The 16,208-nt window shown below is 65.0% G+C and carries 14 protein-coding genes and 1 pseudogene; 8 read left to right on the top strand and 7 right to left on the bottom strand.

What is annotated here, in order from left to right; genetic code table 11:
• Complete coding sequence (locus tag CYFUS_RS45645) at window positions 1-771, top strand: hypothetical protein (protein ID WP_095990940.1); 771 nt, start codon at window positions 1-3, stop codon at window positions 769-771.
• 63 nt (window positions 772-834) lie between these two features.
• Here the strand turns inward: CYFUS_RS45645 and CYFUS_RS45640 are convergent, their stop codons facing one another.
• A complete protein-coding gene (locus CYFUS_RS45640; protein WP_095990939.1) occupies window positions 835-1,863 on the bottom strand; it encodes a dihydrodipicolinate reductase in 1,029 nt (342 codons plus the stop codon).
• 502 nt (window positions 1,864-2,365) lie between these two features.
• A pseudogene (locus CYFUS_RS45635) lies at window positions 2,366-2,890 on the bottom strand (aerolysin family beta-barrel pore-forming toxin); the annotation flags it as partial.
• 438 nt (window positions 2,891-3,328) lie between these two features.
• Between CYFUS_RS45635 and CYFUS_RS45630 the strand changes: the two are divergent.
• Complete coding sequence (locus tag CYFUS_RS45630) at window positions 3,329-5,776, top strand: GH32 C-terminal domain-containing protein (RefSeq protein WP_232537185.1); 2,448 nt, start codon at window positions 3,329-3,331, stop codon at window positions 5,774-5,776.
• Between the two features lie 104 nt (window positions 5,777-5,880).
• Here CYFUS_RS45630 and lepB read toward each other — a convergent pair whose 3' ends face one another.
• Window positions 5,881-6,729, bottom strand: a complete 849-nt coding sequence (lepB, locus tag CYFUS_RS45625) for a signal peptidase I (RefSeq protein WP_157759035.1) — start codon at window positions 6,727-6,729, stop codon at window positions 5,881-5,883.
• 136 nt (window positions 6,730-6,865) lie between these two features.
• Window positions 6,866-7,525 carry a protein kinase gene (locus tag CYFUS_RS45620; RefSeq protein ID WP_157759034.1) on the bottom strand — a complete coding sequence of 220 codons (660 nt, stop codon included), beginning with the start codon at window positions 7,523-7,525 and terminating at the stop codon, window positions 6,866-6,868.
• Between the two features lie 382 nt (window positions 7,526-7,907).
• On the opposite strand from CYFUS_RS45620, the gene CYFUS_RS45615 reads away from it, so the two are divergent.
• From CYFUS_RS45615 to CYFUS_RS45600, 4 genes are all read left to right on the top strand, one after another.
• Window positions 7,908-8,420, top strand: a complete 513-nt coding sequence (locus tag CYFUS_RS45615) for a hypothetical protein (RefSeq protein WP_095990934.1) — start codon at window positions 7,908-7,910, stop codon at window positions 8,418-8,420.
• 85 nt (window positions 8,421-8,505) lie between these two features.
• A complete protein-coding gene (locus tag CYFUS_RS45610; RefSeq protein ID WP_232537184.1) occupies window positions 8,506-9,234 on the top strand; it encodes a TIGR02269 family lipoprotein in 729 nt (242 codons plus the stop codon).
• A 4-nt stretch (window positions 9,235-9,238) separates the two neighbouring features.
• A complete protein-coding gene (locus tag CYFUS_RS45605; RefSeq protein WP_420042667.1) occupies window positions 9,239-9,970 on the top strand; it encodes a double-CXXCG motif protein in 732 nt (243 codons plus the stop codon).
• 243 nt (window positions 9,971-10,213) lie between these two features.
• On the top strand, window positions 10,214-10,651 hold the full coding sequence (locus CYFUS_RS45600; protein ID WP_095990933.1) for a hypothetical protein: 438 nt from the start codon (window positions 10,214-10,216) through the stop codon (window positions 10,649-10,651).
• Window positions 10,652-10,705: 54 nt separating this feature from the next.
• Here CYFUS_RS45600 and CYFUS_RS54215 read toward each other — a convergent pair whose 3' ends face one another.
• Window positions 10,706-10,840, bottom strand: a complete 135-nt coding sequence (locus CYFUS_RS54215; RefSeq protein ID WP_269770184.1) for a hypothetical protein — start codon at window positions 10,838-10,840, stop codon at window positions 10,706-10,708.
• A gap of 237 nt (window positions 10,841-11,077) precedes the next feature.
• On the opposite strand from CYFUS_RS54215, the gene CYFUS_RS52080 reads away from it, so the two are divergent.
• Together CYFUS_RS52080 and CYFUS_RS45585 are read left to right on the top strand one after the other, a co-directional pair.
• On the top strand, window positions 11,078-11,947 hold the full coding sequence (locus CYFUS_RS52080; protein ID WP_095990932.1) for an AHH domain-containing protein: 870 nt from the start codon (window positions 11,078-11,080) through the stop codon (window positions 11,945-11,947).
• Window positions 11,948-11,960: 13 nt separating this feature from the next.
• Window positions 11,961-12,518, top strand: coding sequence for an imm11 family protein (locus CYFUS_RS45585; RefSeq protein WP_095990931.1), 558 nt, complete (start codon window positions 11,961-11,963; stop codon window positions 12,516-12,518).
• A 230-nt stretch (window positions 12,519-12,748) separates the two neighbouring features.
• Here the strand turns inward: CYFUS_RS45585 and CYFUS_RS45580 are convergent, their stop codons facing one another.
• Window positions 12,749-14,419, bottom strand: coding sequence for an FAD-dependent oxidoreductase (locus CYFUS_RS45580; RefSeq protein WP_095990930.1), 1,671 nt, complete (start codon window positions 14,417-14,419; stop codon window positions 12,749-12,751).
• A gap of 363 nt (window positions 14,420-14,782) precedes the next feature.
• On the bottom strand, window positions 14,783-16,207 hold the full coding sequence (locus CYFUS_RS45575) for an MBOAT family O-acyltransferase (protein WP_095990929.1): 1,425 nt from the start codon (window positions 16,205-16,207) through the stop codon (window positions 14,783-14,785).
• Window position 16,208: the final 1 nt, after the last annotated feature.

The raw sequence follows: 16,208 nt of genomic DNA, 5'->3' as shown, positions 1-16,208 counted from the left end.
ATGAACATGCAGATGGCGACCCTGATGGTCCTGGCGAGCACGGTCGGCGGCCTGTCTGGCTGCGCCGTGCAACAGCCCTCTCCCGGCTGCCAGATCCAGGACGGGCTCTGGCAGGTCGCGTACATTCCGAAGAACCCCGAGGATGTCTCCCGGTCGTGCGAAACCCTCACCGCGGACCAGTTCGGGGTGTACAAGTACATGGTCCCCGTGAGCGAGCAGCCCCAGGCACCGGCCTCCGTGGCCCTGCGTCCCCTCGCGGCGGTCGCACTGGCGACCTACGTCGACACGTCTGGCACCCGGCGGCCCCGGGTGACGCTGAGCCCTCCGGTGGACCCCTCGAGCCCGACGGATCCCACGGGCTCGCTCCGGGCCTCCGCGCTGGCCACGGCCCTGTCGGCGTTCTCCCAGGAGCCGGACGAGCGGGACGTGTGCCTGGCGCCGTCCTTCAGCCGGATCACGATCGAGGCCCGGGCCGTGGAGGACGCCAGCGGCGGCCCCTTGCCCGCGCGGACGGTGGATTACCAGTTCAGCAACGTGTCCGTGTACTCCTCGCCGTCGGCTCCGGGAACCACGTTCGAGGGCTCGCTGGTGTTTGGTGATGGCGCCTGCACGGCCGAATACCGGGTGCTGGGCCTGTCTCCCGCGGTGCCGTGCGGCACGACCGACGACTGTAGGAACCCGGCCCTGGGCATCAACCCGGAACTCGACGTGGTGTGCCTCAACGGAGGCTGCTCGCCCAATCCGGCCAGGGCGTTTCCGTTTCTCAAGTAGTGCGGATGAGCTAGCCACCCGCGGCTCCGTGAGAGCCGCGGGGCCAGCGGGAGCCGCGGCGCCCTACGCCTCCGTCTCCAATCGGAGAACATAAGTGGAGGGCGTGAAGCGATCGGTGGTGACGAAACCCGGAGGTGCGGCCAGCAGTTGGGGCAGGCGGTTGAGCACGGTGGCGCACGTGAGCGCGGGCGTCGCTGGTTGGCGGATGGTTACCGTGGTGTTGGGCTCACCCCGCAGCGTCCACTCGTTGAGGTCCACCTCGCCGGGCGCGTAGAGCTTGCCCACGCAGTGCGTCTCGATGACCGGGCCCTCGTGCGTCTCCGTCACCACCACCGCCTTCATGCCCGTGGCATGCCCGGCGGGAACCTCACGGCCGAGGCTCGCCGAGCGCAACGTCCCGGTATGGGTGGTGGGCAGCAGTTGCTGGCGGATGTCGCGCACGCGCCAGCCTAGCTGGGCGCACAGCCACTCATTGGAATTCCAGACATAGGAGGGTGCGTTGCTCGCGCCAATCCTGGCCGCGAAGGTCTCCGGATCGAGCCCAACACCATGCTTCTGGGCCAGCGCGCTCCCGTAGTCATCGGCGTTGTACTGGGTCAGCCCCACGATGCGGTCGATGCGGTGGGTGGCGCCGGCCAGCACGGTGATGAGGTTGCCCCAGAACACATCCTGGAAGCCCGAGCCGGTGAGGGTGCAGTCGTTGGCCTTGGCGAGCAGGTCCAGCTCCTCGGTGAGCGCCTTGGAGGTGGTCCAGGGATAGAACGCCTCCTCTCCGATGGTGATGGCGTTGACGCCGTGATGGGCGGCCACGCGCAGGGCGCCGGCCAGCTCGCTCATGATGCTGCGCGTGCACAGGATGCACACATCGGCCTGGGCCTCGCGGAAGACGGCGTCGGCCTCCTCGGGAGGGTGGATGCGCACGCCGAGCGCCTGGCCGAGCCCGGCGACCTCTCCCGCATCCCGGCCCCGGCGGGCCGCGTTGTGATCGATGGCCCCCACCAACTCGGCGCCCTTCTCGCGCAGGGTACGAATGAGGGTCTGGCCCATCAAGCCGCAACCCCACTGGATGATTCGGATCGGTCTCTTGCTCATTTCATGTCTCCTGGAAGTATGGGCTCGGTTCGAGGCGAGCGAGCATAGCCCCGATGTCCCCCGGGAGGGTGTCAAAGAATTCGAAACGCGGGACTCGAGCCGGAAAGAGATTCGGCGTGGACGGAGGAAGCCATCCTCCCTCAGCAGTACCTGCGCGCCAACCTCTCCAAGAAGGTGGGGAGTGACGTGGATGCCCCAGGGCGTTGATGAGCATGAAATCACGTGCGGGTCGGACAGGTCGGCCTCCATGGCATACGCTGGCCAATGAGCGCCAGCACCTCGGTGCACGCGAGGGCCACCTTCTCGGCCTCCACAAATCGCGTCGCACGTGGGCCCAGCAAAACACCAGCGAGCAACAGGCCGACCCATCCGCACCGGACTTCGTCGCTTTACGCGCAGGCCCGCGTGAAGGCGTTCCTCCAGGGCGGTTGAGCAGAGGATGGGCTTCCCGCCCTCCCTGCCGCGGCTCACCGGCCGCAGCAGGGCCTCTCCCTTCCCTACGTCACAGCGGCTCAGCCGGATATTCCTTGATGTAGGTGATGCCGCCGGCGATCTTGCTGAACTTACCGCTTATCGGAATGGCAACGCCGCCGTCGAAGAAGGGAATGACTTCATCCAGCACGGGACTGAAGTTGATCCGCATCCAGCTCCAGTCCCATTCTGGATAACCATTGATTTGCCGATGGTTGTACTTGTCGAGGATGTCCTCGAAACCCGAGCGGGTGTTGTCCCCAAAGGACACTGAAAAGGGCGCCTCGTCGGTCGGATGGTTGACGTGGCCGTTGCCAACCACACTGCGCAGATGGCCCTCGAGCTTGATGGTGAAGGCGACTTGAGCCTGTGCGCTATAGCTGCTCTCCGACTGGGTGCGGTAGTAGAGCAGATCGATGCGCTTCTTGCTCATTGCCGGCACTACCATCTGATAGGAGATGGCCGTCCCAAGCTCTGTCGTAGAGGTCGTCGTATCATCCCAGCCCATTTCTCCATCGAAGGAGTACTCCGTGGCCAGCTCGGTCTCCGCCAGGAAAGGAACTTCTACCTTGGGGCGGCTCTAGCCTGACGCAGAACTGGTCGATGTTCATCTCGCCGGTGAACCCGCGCCAGCAACGTAGGGCCCATCAGCGGCATGCGGTGCACGCTCGTGAGCGAGCCCGCCGACCCCAACGGATGGAATGACGATTATCTCTGCTACTGAACCAAGGGCTCCGTTCCGACCGGAGGAACGGGGCCTCGAACCACGCGCCTGGAACGACCCACTCGGCTTTGCTCAGCTCCCTCGGGGCAGGGGCCTGCGCAGAGGGCGTGTGCCCAGAGCGGGCGAGCGCCACCGTGAGTGGGTCTCCCGTCAACTGTTCTTCGCTCATGGCTCCTTCAGTCGGTTTTTACAGGTTGATTTTGTTTATCGATTTTCAAGGTTTTGTAGAGTGCGTCCTTCCTTTCCATCGCCGTCGCGAGGGCCGCGCCCGTGAATCCCAGACCCATTCGAGATGTCGTCCCCCTGATGCTCGCGGCGCTCGCCGTCGCCCTGCCGGTCTCGTCGAGCCATGCCGGCTCGGTGGCCGACTACCCCGAGTTTCCGTATCCCGCGACCGCGTACACCGAGCCATACCGCGGCCAGTTCCACTTCAGTTCTCGGGGGGGCTGGATGAACGATGTCAACGCGCCGCTGTACTACAATGGCACCTACCACCTCTTCTTCCAGCACAACCCGCACGGGCTGGCATGGGACACCATGCACTGGGGCCACGCCACCAGCCCGGACCTGGTGCACTGGACCCAGAAGCCGATGGCACTCGAGCCCGATGTGCACCCCGGGGACCTGTGGTCCGGCAACGGGGTGGTCGATGTCAACAACACCTCCGGCCTGCGCACCGGGAGCGAGTCGCCCTTCGTCGTGTTCTCCGGAACCAACGGGGTCATCGTCCACTACAGCAACGACGCGGGCCGCACGTTTCAGACGTACGACAGCGGCCGCAAGGTGATCACCCTCGCGGGCACCAGCCGTGATCCCAAGGTGATCTGGCACGCGCCCACGTCGCGGTGGGTGCTGGTCGTCTGGTCCGACGCCGGGGGCAATGGCGTGAACCTCTACAGCTCGCCGGACCTGCTGCACTGGACCTACCTCAGCCGGTACTCCGCGGGCTGGCTCTTCGAGTGCCCCGACTTCTTTCCCCTCGCGGTGGACGGCAACGCGGCCAACACCAAATGGGTCATGACCGATGCCAGTGGCGAGTACGTCCTCGGCGCGTTCAACGGCACGACGTTCACGCCGGAGTGGACCGTGCCCCAGCGCATGGACCTGGGCCGCAACGACCCCGGAGGCACGTTCTACGCCGGGCTCGTCTTCAGCAACATGCCCGACGGGCGGACGGTCCAGATGGCGTGGATGCCGAGCAACACCGGAAGCACCTGGACGGGCAGTGCCTCCTTCCCGGCCGAGCTGAAGCTGAAGACATTCCCCGAGGGCGTACGGCTGACCCGCTACCCCATCTCGGAGATCGAGTCCCTGCGCACCTCGAGCGCGTCCTGGACCAACCGCACGATCACCACCGACCCGGCGACGGATCCGCTCGCCGGCACCTCGGCCGACACGTACGAGCTGCTCGCGGAGTTCGACCTCACGGGGGCCACGGCATCGCGCTTCGGCTTCAAGCTGCACGCCCGCGCGGACGGGTCCGCGGATCGCGTGGTGTTGTATGACCGGGTCGCGCAGCTGCTGTCCGGAGCCGCGATGTCGCCCATCAATGGCCGGGTGAAGATGCGGCTGCTCGTGGACCGCGGCCAACTGGAGATCTTCGGCAACGACGGCCGGGTGTCGTTGACCGACAACGTCAAGTTCGACTCCGCCCCGGCCAGCCAGGGTATCCGCCTCTATGCGGAGGGGGGCAGCGTGAAGCTGGTCTCGCTACAGCTCTTCCGGCTGGGGTCCGCCTGGAGCGTGGGCGAGCCCACGCTCGACACCAACCTCTCCGGGAACTGGACGGCGGTGGGTGGGGCGTGGTCGGACGTGACCGGAGGCAAGCAGGGCACGACGGGGAGCTCCGCCAACGGCTTCTATCTGAGTGCGCAATCGGGCACGGACTTCACCTACGAGGGGGACGTGCGCGTGGTCAGTGGGACGGCGGCGGCGCTGACCTTCCGAGCCAACGCGGACGCGACCCAGCACTACACGCTCAACGTGCACGCCGGGATGGGCGTCAAGCTGTGGCGTCCGGGGAGGGACATCGCACTGTACCCGGCGCCCATCGTGACGGGCCGGACGTACCACCTCAAGGTGGTCGCCCAGGGCGCCCGCTTCCAGGTGTTCCTGGACAACGGCACCACGCCCATCATCGATGCCACCGACACCGCCTACGCCAGTGGGCGCTTCGGGTTCAACGTCTTCGATGGCACGGGCCTCCTGCGGAACGCCTATGTGAATACCACCGGTTTCCGCACCAACCTGACCGGGCCGTGGAGTTCCTCCGCGGGCACCTGGACCGAGTCGCTCGGCGGCAAGCAGGGGTCGGTGTCCGGGGACGGATTCCTCCTCAGCTCGCAGACGGGCAGCAACTTCACCTATGAGGGCGACGTGCGCGTGGTCAACGGAGGTCTGACCTACGGGGGCGCGGCGGCGCTGACGTTCCGGGCCAACGCCGACGCGACCCAGCACTACACGGCCAACGTGGATACGACGGGAGTGGTCAAGCTGTGGCGTCCGGGGCGGGACATCGCCACGTACTCGACGCCCATCCTGGCGGGCCGGACGTACCACCTCAAGGTGGTCGCCCAGGGCTCCCGCCTCCAGGTGTTCCTGAACGACGGCACCACGCCCGTCATCGACGCCACTGACACCACCTACGCCAGTGGGCGATTCGGGCTCAACGTCCATGCCGCCACCGCCATCATCCAGAACGTCAACGTGGGCCCATGAGGTGCGGGGGCGGCTCCAGGGCCGCCCCCTCACTCTTCACGTCCGCCAAGACCGATCGATATTGCTCCGCACCGCGAACGGTGCAGGTGGGGAGGCGCGCCGGGTCAGCGCACCTGGGTGCCGAGTCGCGCCCAACGAATTCCTTCTCCTGGTGTCCACGAGAAGTGGATGAAGCGCACCGCGCCCACCACGTTCTCCACCGGCAGTGGCCCCCAGAAGCGGGAGTCCCAGGAGTTGTCCCGGTTGTCCCCGAGCAGGAAGACGTGTCCCTCGGGCACCACGCACCCCGTCTCGCGTGGCTCCATGCCCTCCGGGCACCCGTCGCTCGTGGGGAAGTCCATGGAGTCCAGGCAGGAGGCCTCCTCGCTGGAGGGGAGACTGTCCACCTCCTGGCCGTCGATGGAGAGCCGTCCGCAGAGCACCTCCACCGCCTCACCCGCCAACGCCACCGCGCGCATGACGTAGCGCTGCTCGCGCTGCGCGGGATGCTGGAAGACGATGACCTCGCCTCGCTCCAGCGGCCGACCCCACGGACTCGCCACCCGCTTGTCCGTATAGAACTGGTCCCCCGGGAGGAGCGTGGGCTGCATCGAGGCGGAGGGCATGGTGAAGGGCTCGGCCAGCCACCTCCGGGACATGTTCGCCACGATGCCGGACCCCATCCAGAAGCCCACCAGGGTCAGCAGCACCCGCCCCAGCCGCGGTACGCCCGCCTCCGGTGGAGGTAGCCTCGCCACGTCCACCGCCGCGCCGAGGATCACCCCAAGTGTGAGCAGCAGCCCGGCGAAGCCCGTGAGTGGCAGCGAGGCCTGCGCCAACAACATGGCTCCCAGCCACACGAGCCCCCGCCGCCAGCGGCCCCACAGCACGTGGCCACAGCCCGGGGTGATGCTGAGCAGCACCGCCAGCAAGCGGCGCCAACGAGAGACAGGGGGCGAGGAGATCGTCGTCATGGGGAGAGGGGAACGGCTCCGAAGCGGGTCATGAACAGGTACTTCCATGCTTACTTTGCGTGGCGTCCCGAGAAGGGTGTCAGACGACTCTTGGGGAGCCATCCTCGGAGCGCGTGCTCGGCGGTGGGACGCGGTGTCAGGGCTCGAGCGAGCGCGGCTCCGGCTTCTTGGCGCGCACGGGCATGTAACACTTGCCCTCGTATTCGGCGGTGCCCTTGGGGCAGGGTGCATCGTGCCTTCCCTGGTGCCAGCAGGCGCCCCGGATTTCCACGTAGGCCTCACTGCCGCACGGAGGTTTCAGCTGCCCGGGGAACGGGTCCTTGGGCATGGGGTAGCCAATGGCGGAATCGACGTCTGTCTGGTCGGCCCAGAAGGTGGGCTCGGCGGGCGTGGGCTCGGTCGTGTCCGCTCCCCGCACCGGAGAACCAAGACCATGGGAACAGAGCACTACGGCCACCAGCACCAGCACTCCCGCGACGAGTGCACCCGTCCTCACGTGCCGACAGCCCGGTACCCGTGTCGTGTGTCTCTCGCTGGGCGGGGGCGTGGGCATTTGGGAGAACGCGGTGTTCGCCTCCTTCCGGTCCTCCACGGCGGTCATGGCCCCCGCGAGCCGGATGAATCCCAGGCCCACATCGGAGAGGGCGTCGGTGTCGGCCGGAGGAGGTCGCTCCAGCTCCGTGGCGAGGAAGGGAGGAGACACCTGGGAGGTGACTCGCGCGGTCCAGTCGCTGCGAGGTGCCCAGGTGTCTTCGGGCTTCGGCACGAGCACGAGCGCGGGGCGGCCGGTGTCCACGTGGTGGGCCGCGTAGACCTGGCCGCCGGGCTCATCGAGATCCTGGTAGCGCGTGTCGAGGAGATATGGTCCGAGTCTTCCACCCGTCCGGTCGTGGCTGTCGCCCATGTGAGAGCCCTCTCAAGAGGTGATGCGGCGCAGCCTACTGCGGACGTCACGTCGGGTGGAAGTGGGAAGGAGACCACGGTGCTATGACGGCAACCGGTGGCGATGGCTCCGAGCCCCGCTGCGCGGCTACGCTCGCGAACGCGCCGAGGAGGCCGGAATGTTGGCGAAGGTAATCGGGACATGGCTCGGGTGGTTGGGCATGGAGTGCTCGATTCCTGGAAAAGGCTGAACCAGTGGATGACGACGCCAGTCGCAAGAGAGGAACACCCGGCGAATGCGCTACTTCCGGCTGATGGACGACGTGAATGTCCCTGGTGGATGGATACTGGGAACCCCGACCGATGAGCGGACGGGTCAGCCTCTGAGTGGCGTATTTCTCGCGGGTCATCCACTTCGCGTTAGCGGGCCTGTTCGAGTTCCCTTCCTCCAGCCCGGAAGAGCGCTCGACTTCTCCCTGGCGGATACAGCACCGGTCGTCCACAAGAAGGTGGCCTCGGTCCTGGCCGAGCTGGCGCCAGCCGATGTCCAGCTCATCCCGGCGAACGTCGAGACACAGCCCGAGCCATATTGCCTCTTGAATGTGCTGAGCCTCGTGAAGTGCATCGATGATGCCGCTTGCGAAGAGGTCAATTACTGGACTCCCGAAGACGGAGTTCCAGAGAAGACCGGGCGATACTTTTCCGTGTACGGCTTGAGAATCGCTCCCACACAAGTCGGAGGCGCCCGGATCTTCCGTAGAGGGCTGCACGACCTGTCCACCGGCCTGGCCATGACTCGGCGGCACTGAAGGGTCTGCCATCGAAGAAGATCCGCTGAGCCGGGAGGCGTTTTTCGAGCGTGGGGGGCCCACGCGGCGAACGTAGGATGGTCGCATGAGCTTTTTGTGCTCCAGAGTGGGGCTTGCGCTCCTCGGCGTGCTGCTGAGCGCCTGTGCCTCCTCCTCGCTCACGGTGCGTGAGGCCGGGGCGCCCGAGGTCGTGTCCTCTTCATGGGCGGAGGCCCGCGCGGACGCCACGTGCGTGGTGCCGCTGTGCGACGAGGAGCACTGCGCCATCTGGCGTTGCCAGGACGTGGTGGATGCGGAGGCCCACCCCGTACGGCTGGCTCAGGCGATGGTTCCGGCGCCCGCGCCCGCCCCGATGTTCCGCGTGCCCTTGGTGCGGGGTCCCAGTGCGAGCCGCTGGTGGGGACATCCTCTCTCCGTGCCCGCGGGTGTGGAGCCCGTATTCGAAATCCCCTGGCACAACTGGAAGACGCGGGAGCTGAGTGCGCCCAGGCTCTTCCGCCACCAGTGCCTCTCTCCTCCGCGCGAGCCTTTCGAGAAGCACCACATCTTCCCGCAGCAAAAGGAACTGGCTGAATGGTTTAGCAGCAGGGATATCGATATCCACGCCTTCACCATCCGGCTACCGAGGAGTTTCCACCAATGGCTGCACAGTGGCGAGCCCAAGGGAGGGCAATGGAATGAAGCATGGCGGCAGTTCATGAGGAAGAACCGCACCATCGCCAACGTGGAGGACATCTGGCGGTTCGCGGGTGAACTCATGATGCGGTTTGGAGTGAATGGTCCATTCGTGCCCTACTCTTGCGATGAGCGGTAGGGTGGTGAGCACGCGCATGCGATATTTCACCATCGACGAGAACAGCGGCGCAGGCCACACGGGCTTCGTTGACGCCGCACACAAGTGGAAGCTGCCAGGCATTCGCAATTGCCCAGTCTGCAAGTCCACCTGGAGTGCCGGATTCGCTTATCCCTGCGTGGACCTGACCCCAGTGGCCGCCTTGGCCGATTTCGAGAAGGCTCGGCCCGAGCCCATCGAGGAGTACGAACGGCTGTGTGAACTGGTTCGTCCCCTGCTGCCTCCTGGTGCGTTGTTGGAACCGGGTACGACGTTCGGCCCACTGGTGGGTAGGGGCCAGGGTCGTTTCGGGCAACTGGTGTCTCCTTATCCCTGGTGGCTCCTGGCGCGGCGCGAGGCGCTGGTGAAGCTTCAGGCCGAGGGCTTGCGAGGACTCGAGGGGTGCCACACCGAGGTTCGTTTCCGCCAGCGCAACCCGCCCGAGTTGCTCGAACTGCAAATCCTCCCAATGGGCCGACTGCACCGGGGTTGCTTGCCTCATTATCAACCGCCCTGCTCGCGCTGTGGTCGGGGCCGTATTCCCCTGCCCGATGACCTCCTGGTGGATGTCACCACGATTCAGCGGGAACTGGATTTGTTTCGATTGGAGGATTTCTCCACGGTGATCGTCTGCACCGAGCGTTTTGCCGACGCCTGCCAGCGTCTGGGCTTGGACGGCGTTGCCTTCAAGCCGCTGCCGTCGAAGAAGCGCCGCTGAGCCGGGAAGCGCTTTTCGAGAGCCAGGATGGGTGTCAGACGACTCGTCTGGGGCCTTTGCCCTGATTCGTCAGTGAGCTGACGAAAAACGTCACCCGTCCGGAGTCCCCAGCTCCAGGTGTCTTGAAATCCCGCGTACTTGCCTGCGTGCCCGCCCCTGGTACGCCGCGTGCTTTGCGTTGTGGAGACACGGAGTTCGCGCGGTAGTCTTCGTACACAATAGACTCACGAGGGAGATGTACACATGCGTCGATCGGGTTTCGTCGTGTTGACCTGTCTTGTCTCGGCTGCCTGCGGTCCCGCTCCGGAGAGGGATGCCCATGGGCCCGCCGACGCCGTCGCGCAGTCCCAGGGCAAGTTGCAGTTCGATGTCGTGATCAGCCCCAGCTCCCTGGACTTCGGTCCGCAGACCGTGGGCACTACCAGCGCTCCCTTGGCCTTCACGGTGCAGAACAACGGCACGGAGGCCGTGCATATCACCTTCGGTGTGAACCCGCCCTTCACTCCCCCTTCTCCCCGGGATCCGGTGTTGGCTCCCGGCGATTCGCGGGAACTCAAGTTGGTATTCAGCCCGACGTCGGTGGGCGCGTTCTCAGCGCCCATCTACATCATGCCCATGGGCCCCGGCGGCTCCTCGCTCTTCTTCAGAGGAGAGCTCTCGGGAACTGGCGTCGCGCCGTAGTCGCCGTCTCACCCATCTTCGGAGTGCGCGAACTGCTCGGCGTGGGACGCGGTGTCAGGGTTCGAGCGAGCGCGGCTCTGGCTGATTGGCGCGCACGGGCATGTAACACTTGCCCTCGTATTCGGCGGTGCCCTTGGGGCAGGGTGCATCCTGCTTTCCCTGGTACCAGCAGGCGCTCCGAATCTCCACGTAGGCCTCTCCTCCACACGGAGGTTTCGGGTCTGGCACATGCCGTGGGCAAGCCCAGTATCCGGCGTCTGCTGGCTGCCGATTGAGAAACGCCCCTGCCTACAGTAGACCGTGGCCTGCCAGGGCCACTGCCTTCTGTCCGTCGTGGTGCCGCGCCCTCCTGTCACCACCCTGGACGGTGGCGATGGCTCCGAGCCCCGTTGAGCGGCTAAGCTCGCGAACGACGAGGAGGCTGGAATGTTGGCGAAGGCAATCGGGACATGGCTCGCGGTGGCCGCGCTTCTCCTCGGGGCAAGCCCCGCCTACGGCGACACGAGCGCGGAGATCGCCACGCGTTTGGCCCATGCGAAGGCGGCATTGACGGCGACCCGTGGCCAGCTCACGCCGGAGCAGTGGGCCCTGCTCAGCGACAAGCTTGCGGGCGCGGAGAAGGCCCTGGCGGGCTACGACCAGTTCGTCGCACAGACAGGACGGACACTGGCCACCGCCGAAGCGAGCGCCGCGGCAAGCACCAAGGCGCTCGCCGCCGAAGGCGAGGCCACGGCGGCCCGAGGCACGGTCTCGGTGCTCGGGAGGGTGGGGGTCATCTTCCTCTCCCTGGTCACGCTCCAGAGCGATGACGATCCCAGGCTCTACGAATCCCGTCAGAAACGGGTGCTGGAAGCACAACTCCAGGAAGTTGGTCGCGCGGCCGAACAGGTCAAGGCGGAAGTCGAGCAGGCCAGCAAGTCCCCTGCCGCTAGGTCCGCCAGGCGCGAGGAGGAGGAGGAAGAGGACGGATACCTCCACCACATCGCGACGGATAAGAATGACATGTCCGACGCCCGTGGAGGACCGTGGACGCCAAGGTTTCGGCAGATCTTCGAAAAGGCGGGAATGACGTTGAACGACCCTGCCAATCTGGTGAAGGTCAAGGGCCACAGGGGCCCTCATCCCGAGCAGTATCATCAACAGATTAGTGACGCACTACAGCTCGCGACGGATGGCTGCGTCGGCGTGGCGCAATGCCGTGAACGACTCACGAAAGCGCTTGGGCGGTTGGGCGTGGAGTGCTCGACTCCTGGAACAAGGCTGAACCAGTTGATTACGACGCCAGCCGCAAGATAGGAACACCCAGCGAATGCGCTACTTCCGGCTGATGGACGACGTGAATGTCCCTGGTGGATGGATACTGGGAACCCCGACCGATGAGCGGACGGGTCAGCCTCTGAGTGGCGTATTTCTCGCGGGTCATCCACTTCGCGTTAGCGGGCCTGTTCGAGTTCCCTTCCTCCAGCCCGGAAGAGCGCTCGACTTCTCCCTGGCGGATACAGCACCGGTCGTCCACAAGAAGGTGGCCTCAGTCCTGGCAGAGCTGGCGCCAGCCGATGTCCAGCTCATCCCGGCGAACGTCGAGACACAGCCCGAGCCATATTGCCTCTTGAATGTGCTGCGCATCGTGAAGTGCATCGATGATGCCGCTTGCGAAGAGGTCAATTACTGGACGCCCGAAGACGGAGTTCCAGAGAAGACCGGGCGATACTTTTCCGTGTACGGCTTGAGAATCGCTCCCACACAAGTCGGAGGCGCTCGGATCTTCCGTCCCTGGGGATGGGAGATTGCCCTCATCGTCTCAGAAAGCATCAAGGAGGCGATGCAAGGACTGGGCGTGACGGGTGCCCGGTTCGAGGAGGTTTGAATCACCCAAGCGGGGAGGCGGTGGAGCAGGTCCCCTGTGTCAGGGGAGTTGACGCTGGGAGTGACTTCCAAGACACAGAGGGCAGCACCCGGTGTTGCACAAGCCTCAGCAGGCGCTCCACCTCGTTCTGTGTGGGTGGCGGCAACGGCTCGAAGCGCACGTTGCTCTCCCCCCGGCACGAAGTGAGGCGTCACCCGCGAGATGGGTATCAGACGACTCGCAGGTACGACTCAGGGGATGCGTCCTGGCATTCGGGGGGGAGTACGCATCAAGAGAACAACCTCGAGCTCATCACCAGGCAGGATCCCCACGTCCTCCAGCGTACGGAGATCGGGCATGAACTCACCAAATCTGGGATCGTCGGCGGTCTCTCGTTCATGCACCAAGTCAACACCTGACGCCTTGTTGCGTAGGCGCCACGTCTTGCCATACGTATACGCGGGGACACGTGGATGAAGCGCGAAGTATATCGCGTCAAGCAATTCATCTAACCTGGAGAAAATCCTGATATCCAGTGGAATCTTGGAGTCCCGCTGACCCGCGCCGTTGGGAATGGACACATAGATCTGGCGAGCCAGACGCCTCGAATGCAAACGCGATTGTACAATCGTTTCGCCAAAGAAGCCATCCGGCCACGCGGGGGCGCGTGTCTGGTCGAGCGCGTTGCGAGAACGGACAAGCTCCACATCCGAACTCTCCATCCAGTGGGAAATCACGGCTCTGGTGCCATGACGAAGGATGACGCGGTCGAAGTCTCTCAGCTCTCCGTTTTCAAGTCGTACATGACATCCCGTCCCGTCCTGACCGACGTGCGAGATCTTTCCCCGCCACCAGTCAGCCCCCAGGACAGAGTCATGTCTCAGCCCGATGAGGGCGGAGGCAAGGAACCGGTTCAGGATGCTGGAGTTGAGATTGCACGGGAATTGGTCGGGCCCGTTCAGGGTCGCACTCGTGTCTCCGCGAATCCTGGTGGCGATGTTGTCATCGATATAGCGGGGGCGGATTCGTTGATATTCGTCAAAGAGGAAATCAGAGGGGTCCTCTCCGCGTGACGCCATCGCACGCGCCGTCTCCTCGGTGAGAAGCAATTGCTCCTCCACCTGTGCACGGTCGGGATGCCATCCAATCAACTCATCGAGGATTGCTCCATGCCGGAAATCACTGATACGTATTCGCAACAGGTCGACCAACCCACCGTCCCCACATCCAGAGACAAGGTAGCGGCGAACCCGCTCCGCATCGATCTCGAATTGAGCCAGATCGTCATTGCGCCAGTAGGATTGTACCGGGCAGAGAGCGGAACCCTCGAGGCCGAATCCAACCGCGAGGATGACAGCATCGAAGGACTCGCTCCGGAATCTGCCCCCCGAATCATTCCACTCCAAGCGTCGGCCCGATGAGCCAGTGTGGGGGGGCTTGACGTTTCGCACGCCTTTTTGGATCTTGATCGCCTTGGTTTCCCGAACGTGCCTGTAGAACTCGTCTCGAAGGACGAGCGCGACATTCGCCGCATAGTCGGCGGACCAGTTGAGCAGTGGAAGCCCACTGTCGGGGTTGCGGTAACCCTCCTCTGGCCATTCATAGATGTGGGGATGCAACCACCGTGTCAGATTCCCGGACTGGAATGGGATGACCGCGTCGAGCCGTTCGAGAAGAGTGACAGTTGCTCCACACCTGGCAAGCGCGACCGTGGCGGTAAGCCCCGCCGCACCACCACCCACCACCGCGACTCGACTGGTGCTCTGCAATTTCTTGCAAGCAAAGAGTGCGAATACCAGGTTGAGGGCACGGACCTGTTGCGAGTAGATGGTCACCCGTCGCTCGAAACACCCGATCTGGTACACATCGGGTTTTTGAGGTACCGCCATATGTTGCAGGAGGTTCTCCGCGGAGATTGCCATGAGAACCCCTCAGTATAGATCAGAGGCTCAGCACTGAGCGGGGACTTCCAGATCGCCTGTTACTGCAGCAACCACATCGTCAATGCAGGGCACACGCTACCGTCAGCCCCACACGGGCTTCCGTGGCGCCCCTGGTCGCTTGTGGGGTTCAGGGCCTACGAGAAGCAGGGTTCGAAGGAGGGGTTGCCTAGCTTTTCGCCAAGCTGGACAGACCAGACACGTTCTCTTTTGAGGCGCATGGGCTCCAGGTGGACGACATCGAGGAACGGTGGCCCGGGTACATCCTCCATGAGGACGTGTCTCAGGTCGTCGCCGAGCCCTTTCAGGAGACGCGCACCTGAGCTCCAACGTCCGATGCGGAGGTCAGAACTGGAAGTAGACGTAGGGGCGCGTCTCGACGGACGCCAGATGGCGCACGCCCAGACCCACCGCCACCAGCACCACCGCGCGCACCGGCACCGGCATCCGCACGAACAGCTCTCCCGCCTGGTGGAACAGCCGCAAGGGTGTCACGTGGCTCACCGCCGCCACCGCCAGGATCACCCACACGAGCGTGCTCACGTTGGCCAGCCCCATGCTTCCCTCCATCAGCCGCAGGTACATCTCCCCCGCGTGCTCGAGCGTGGGCGAGCGGAAGACGACACGCGTGAGCACCACCACCAGGAAGGTGGCCAGCATGCCGAAGCCCGCGCGCACCATCGCTACCTTCCCTTCCTTCGGCGGCTTGCCCGTCACCCACCACCACACCCGGATGAGGCACTCCATCGCCCCGTGCGCCAGACCCCAGATGGCGAAGCGCCAGTCCGCTCCGTGCCACAGCCCTCCGAGCCCCATCACCACCATGAGGTTGAAGAGCGCCCGCGGCTTGGACACCCGGTTGCCGCCCAGCGGCCGGTACAGGTAGTCGCGCAGCCACGTGGACAGGCTGATGTGCCAGCGGCTCCAGAACTCGAACAGGTTCGTTGCCAGGTATGGCCGGTTGAAGTTCTCCTCGAACTTGAAGCCGAAGAGCGCCGCCGTCCCAATCGCGATGTCCGAGTACGCCGAGAAGTCGAAATACAGCTCGAAGCTGTAGGCCACCGCCGCCACGAAGCACTCGGCCGAGGTGTACGCGTCCGGTGTGGCGAACACCGGATCCACCAGCCCGCTGCCCAGCACGTCCGCGATCACCAGCTTCTTGGCCAGTCCCACCGCGATCCGGTACAGCCCCTGGCCTCCCTGCTCCGCCGTCAGCGAGGGCACGTCGTCGAAGCGCTCGATGAGGTGCGAGGCGCGCACGATGGGCCCCGCCACCAGGTGCGGGAAGAAGAGCAGGTAGAGCAGGTGCTCGAAGTACGTGCGCTCCTTCGGGATCTCCCCCCGATAGTGGTCGATGACGTAGCTGAGCGCCTGGAAGGTGAAGAAGGACAGCCCCACCGGCAACAGCAGCCCGAAGGGCTCGGCGCGCACCTCCAGGCCCAGCGGCGCGAGCAGCACCCGCAGGCTCTCGCGGAACAGGTCCGCGTACTTGAACGTGCACAGCACGCCGAGCGTGCTGACGATGGACAGCGTGAGCAGCGCGCGGCGTGCCGCCTGTGACTCGAAGCGACGGAAGCCCTTGATGCACAGGTGGTTGATGGCCGTGGCCCCCGCGAAGAGCAGCAGCGGCCACGGCGTCCACATGGAATAGAAGAGGACGCTCGCCCCCATCAACACGCCCAGCCGCGCCCACTTGTGGCGGTGCACCAGCCAGTACAGGGCGAAGGTGGCGGTGAGGAAGAAGAGGAACTGGAGGCTGTGGAAGTACACG

The organism is Cystobacter fuscus (assembly GCF_002305875.1).
Lineage (GTDB): Bacteria > Myxococcota > Myxococcia > Myxococcales > Myxococcaceae > Cystobacter > Cystobacter fuscus_A.
This window is presented reverse-complemented; position numbering and strand designations above follow the sequence as displayed.

Coding starts and splice junctions, on each gene's coding strand:
- CYFUS_RS45645 (WP_095990940.1), top strand. CDS start 1: ATGAACATGCAGATGGCGACCCTGATGGTCCTGGCGAGCACGGTCGGC.
- CYFUS_RS45640 (WP_095990939.1), bottom strand. CDS start 1,863: ATGAGCAAGAGACCGATCCGAATCATCCAGTGGGGTTGCGGCTTGATG.
- lepB (WP_157759035.1), bottom strand. CDS start 6,729: ATGACGACGATCTCCTCGCCCCCTGTCTCTCGTTGGCGCCGCTTGCTG.
- CYFUS_RS45615 (WP_095990934.1), top strand. CDS start 7,908: ATGCGCTACTTCCGGCTGATGGACGACGTGAATGTCCCTGGTGGATGG.
- CYFUS_RS45610 (WP_232537184.1), top strand. CDS start 8,506: ATGAGCTTTTTGTGCTCCAGAGTGGGGCTTGCGCTCCTCGGCGTGCTG.
- CYFUS_RS45600 (WP_095990933.1), top strand. CDS start 10,214: ATGCGTCGATCGGGTTTCGTCGTGTTGACCTGTCTTGTCTCGGCTGCC.
- CYFUS_RS52080 (WP_095990932.1), top strand. CDS start 11,078: ATGTTGGCGAAGGCAATCGGGACATGGCTCGCGGTGGCCGCGCTTCTC.
- CYFUS_RS45585 (WP_095990931.1), top strand. CDS start 11,961: ATGCGCTACTTCCGGCTGATGGACGACGTGAATGTCCCTGGTGGATGG.
- CYFUS_RS45580 (WP_095990930.1), bottom strand. CDS start 14,419: ATGGCAATCTCCGCGGAGAACCTCCTGCAACATATGGCGGTACCTCAA.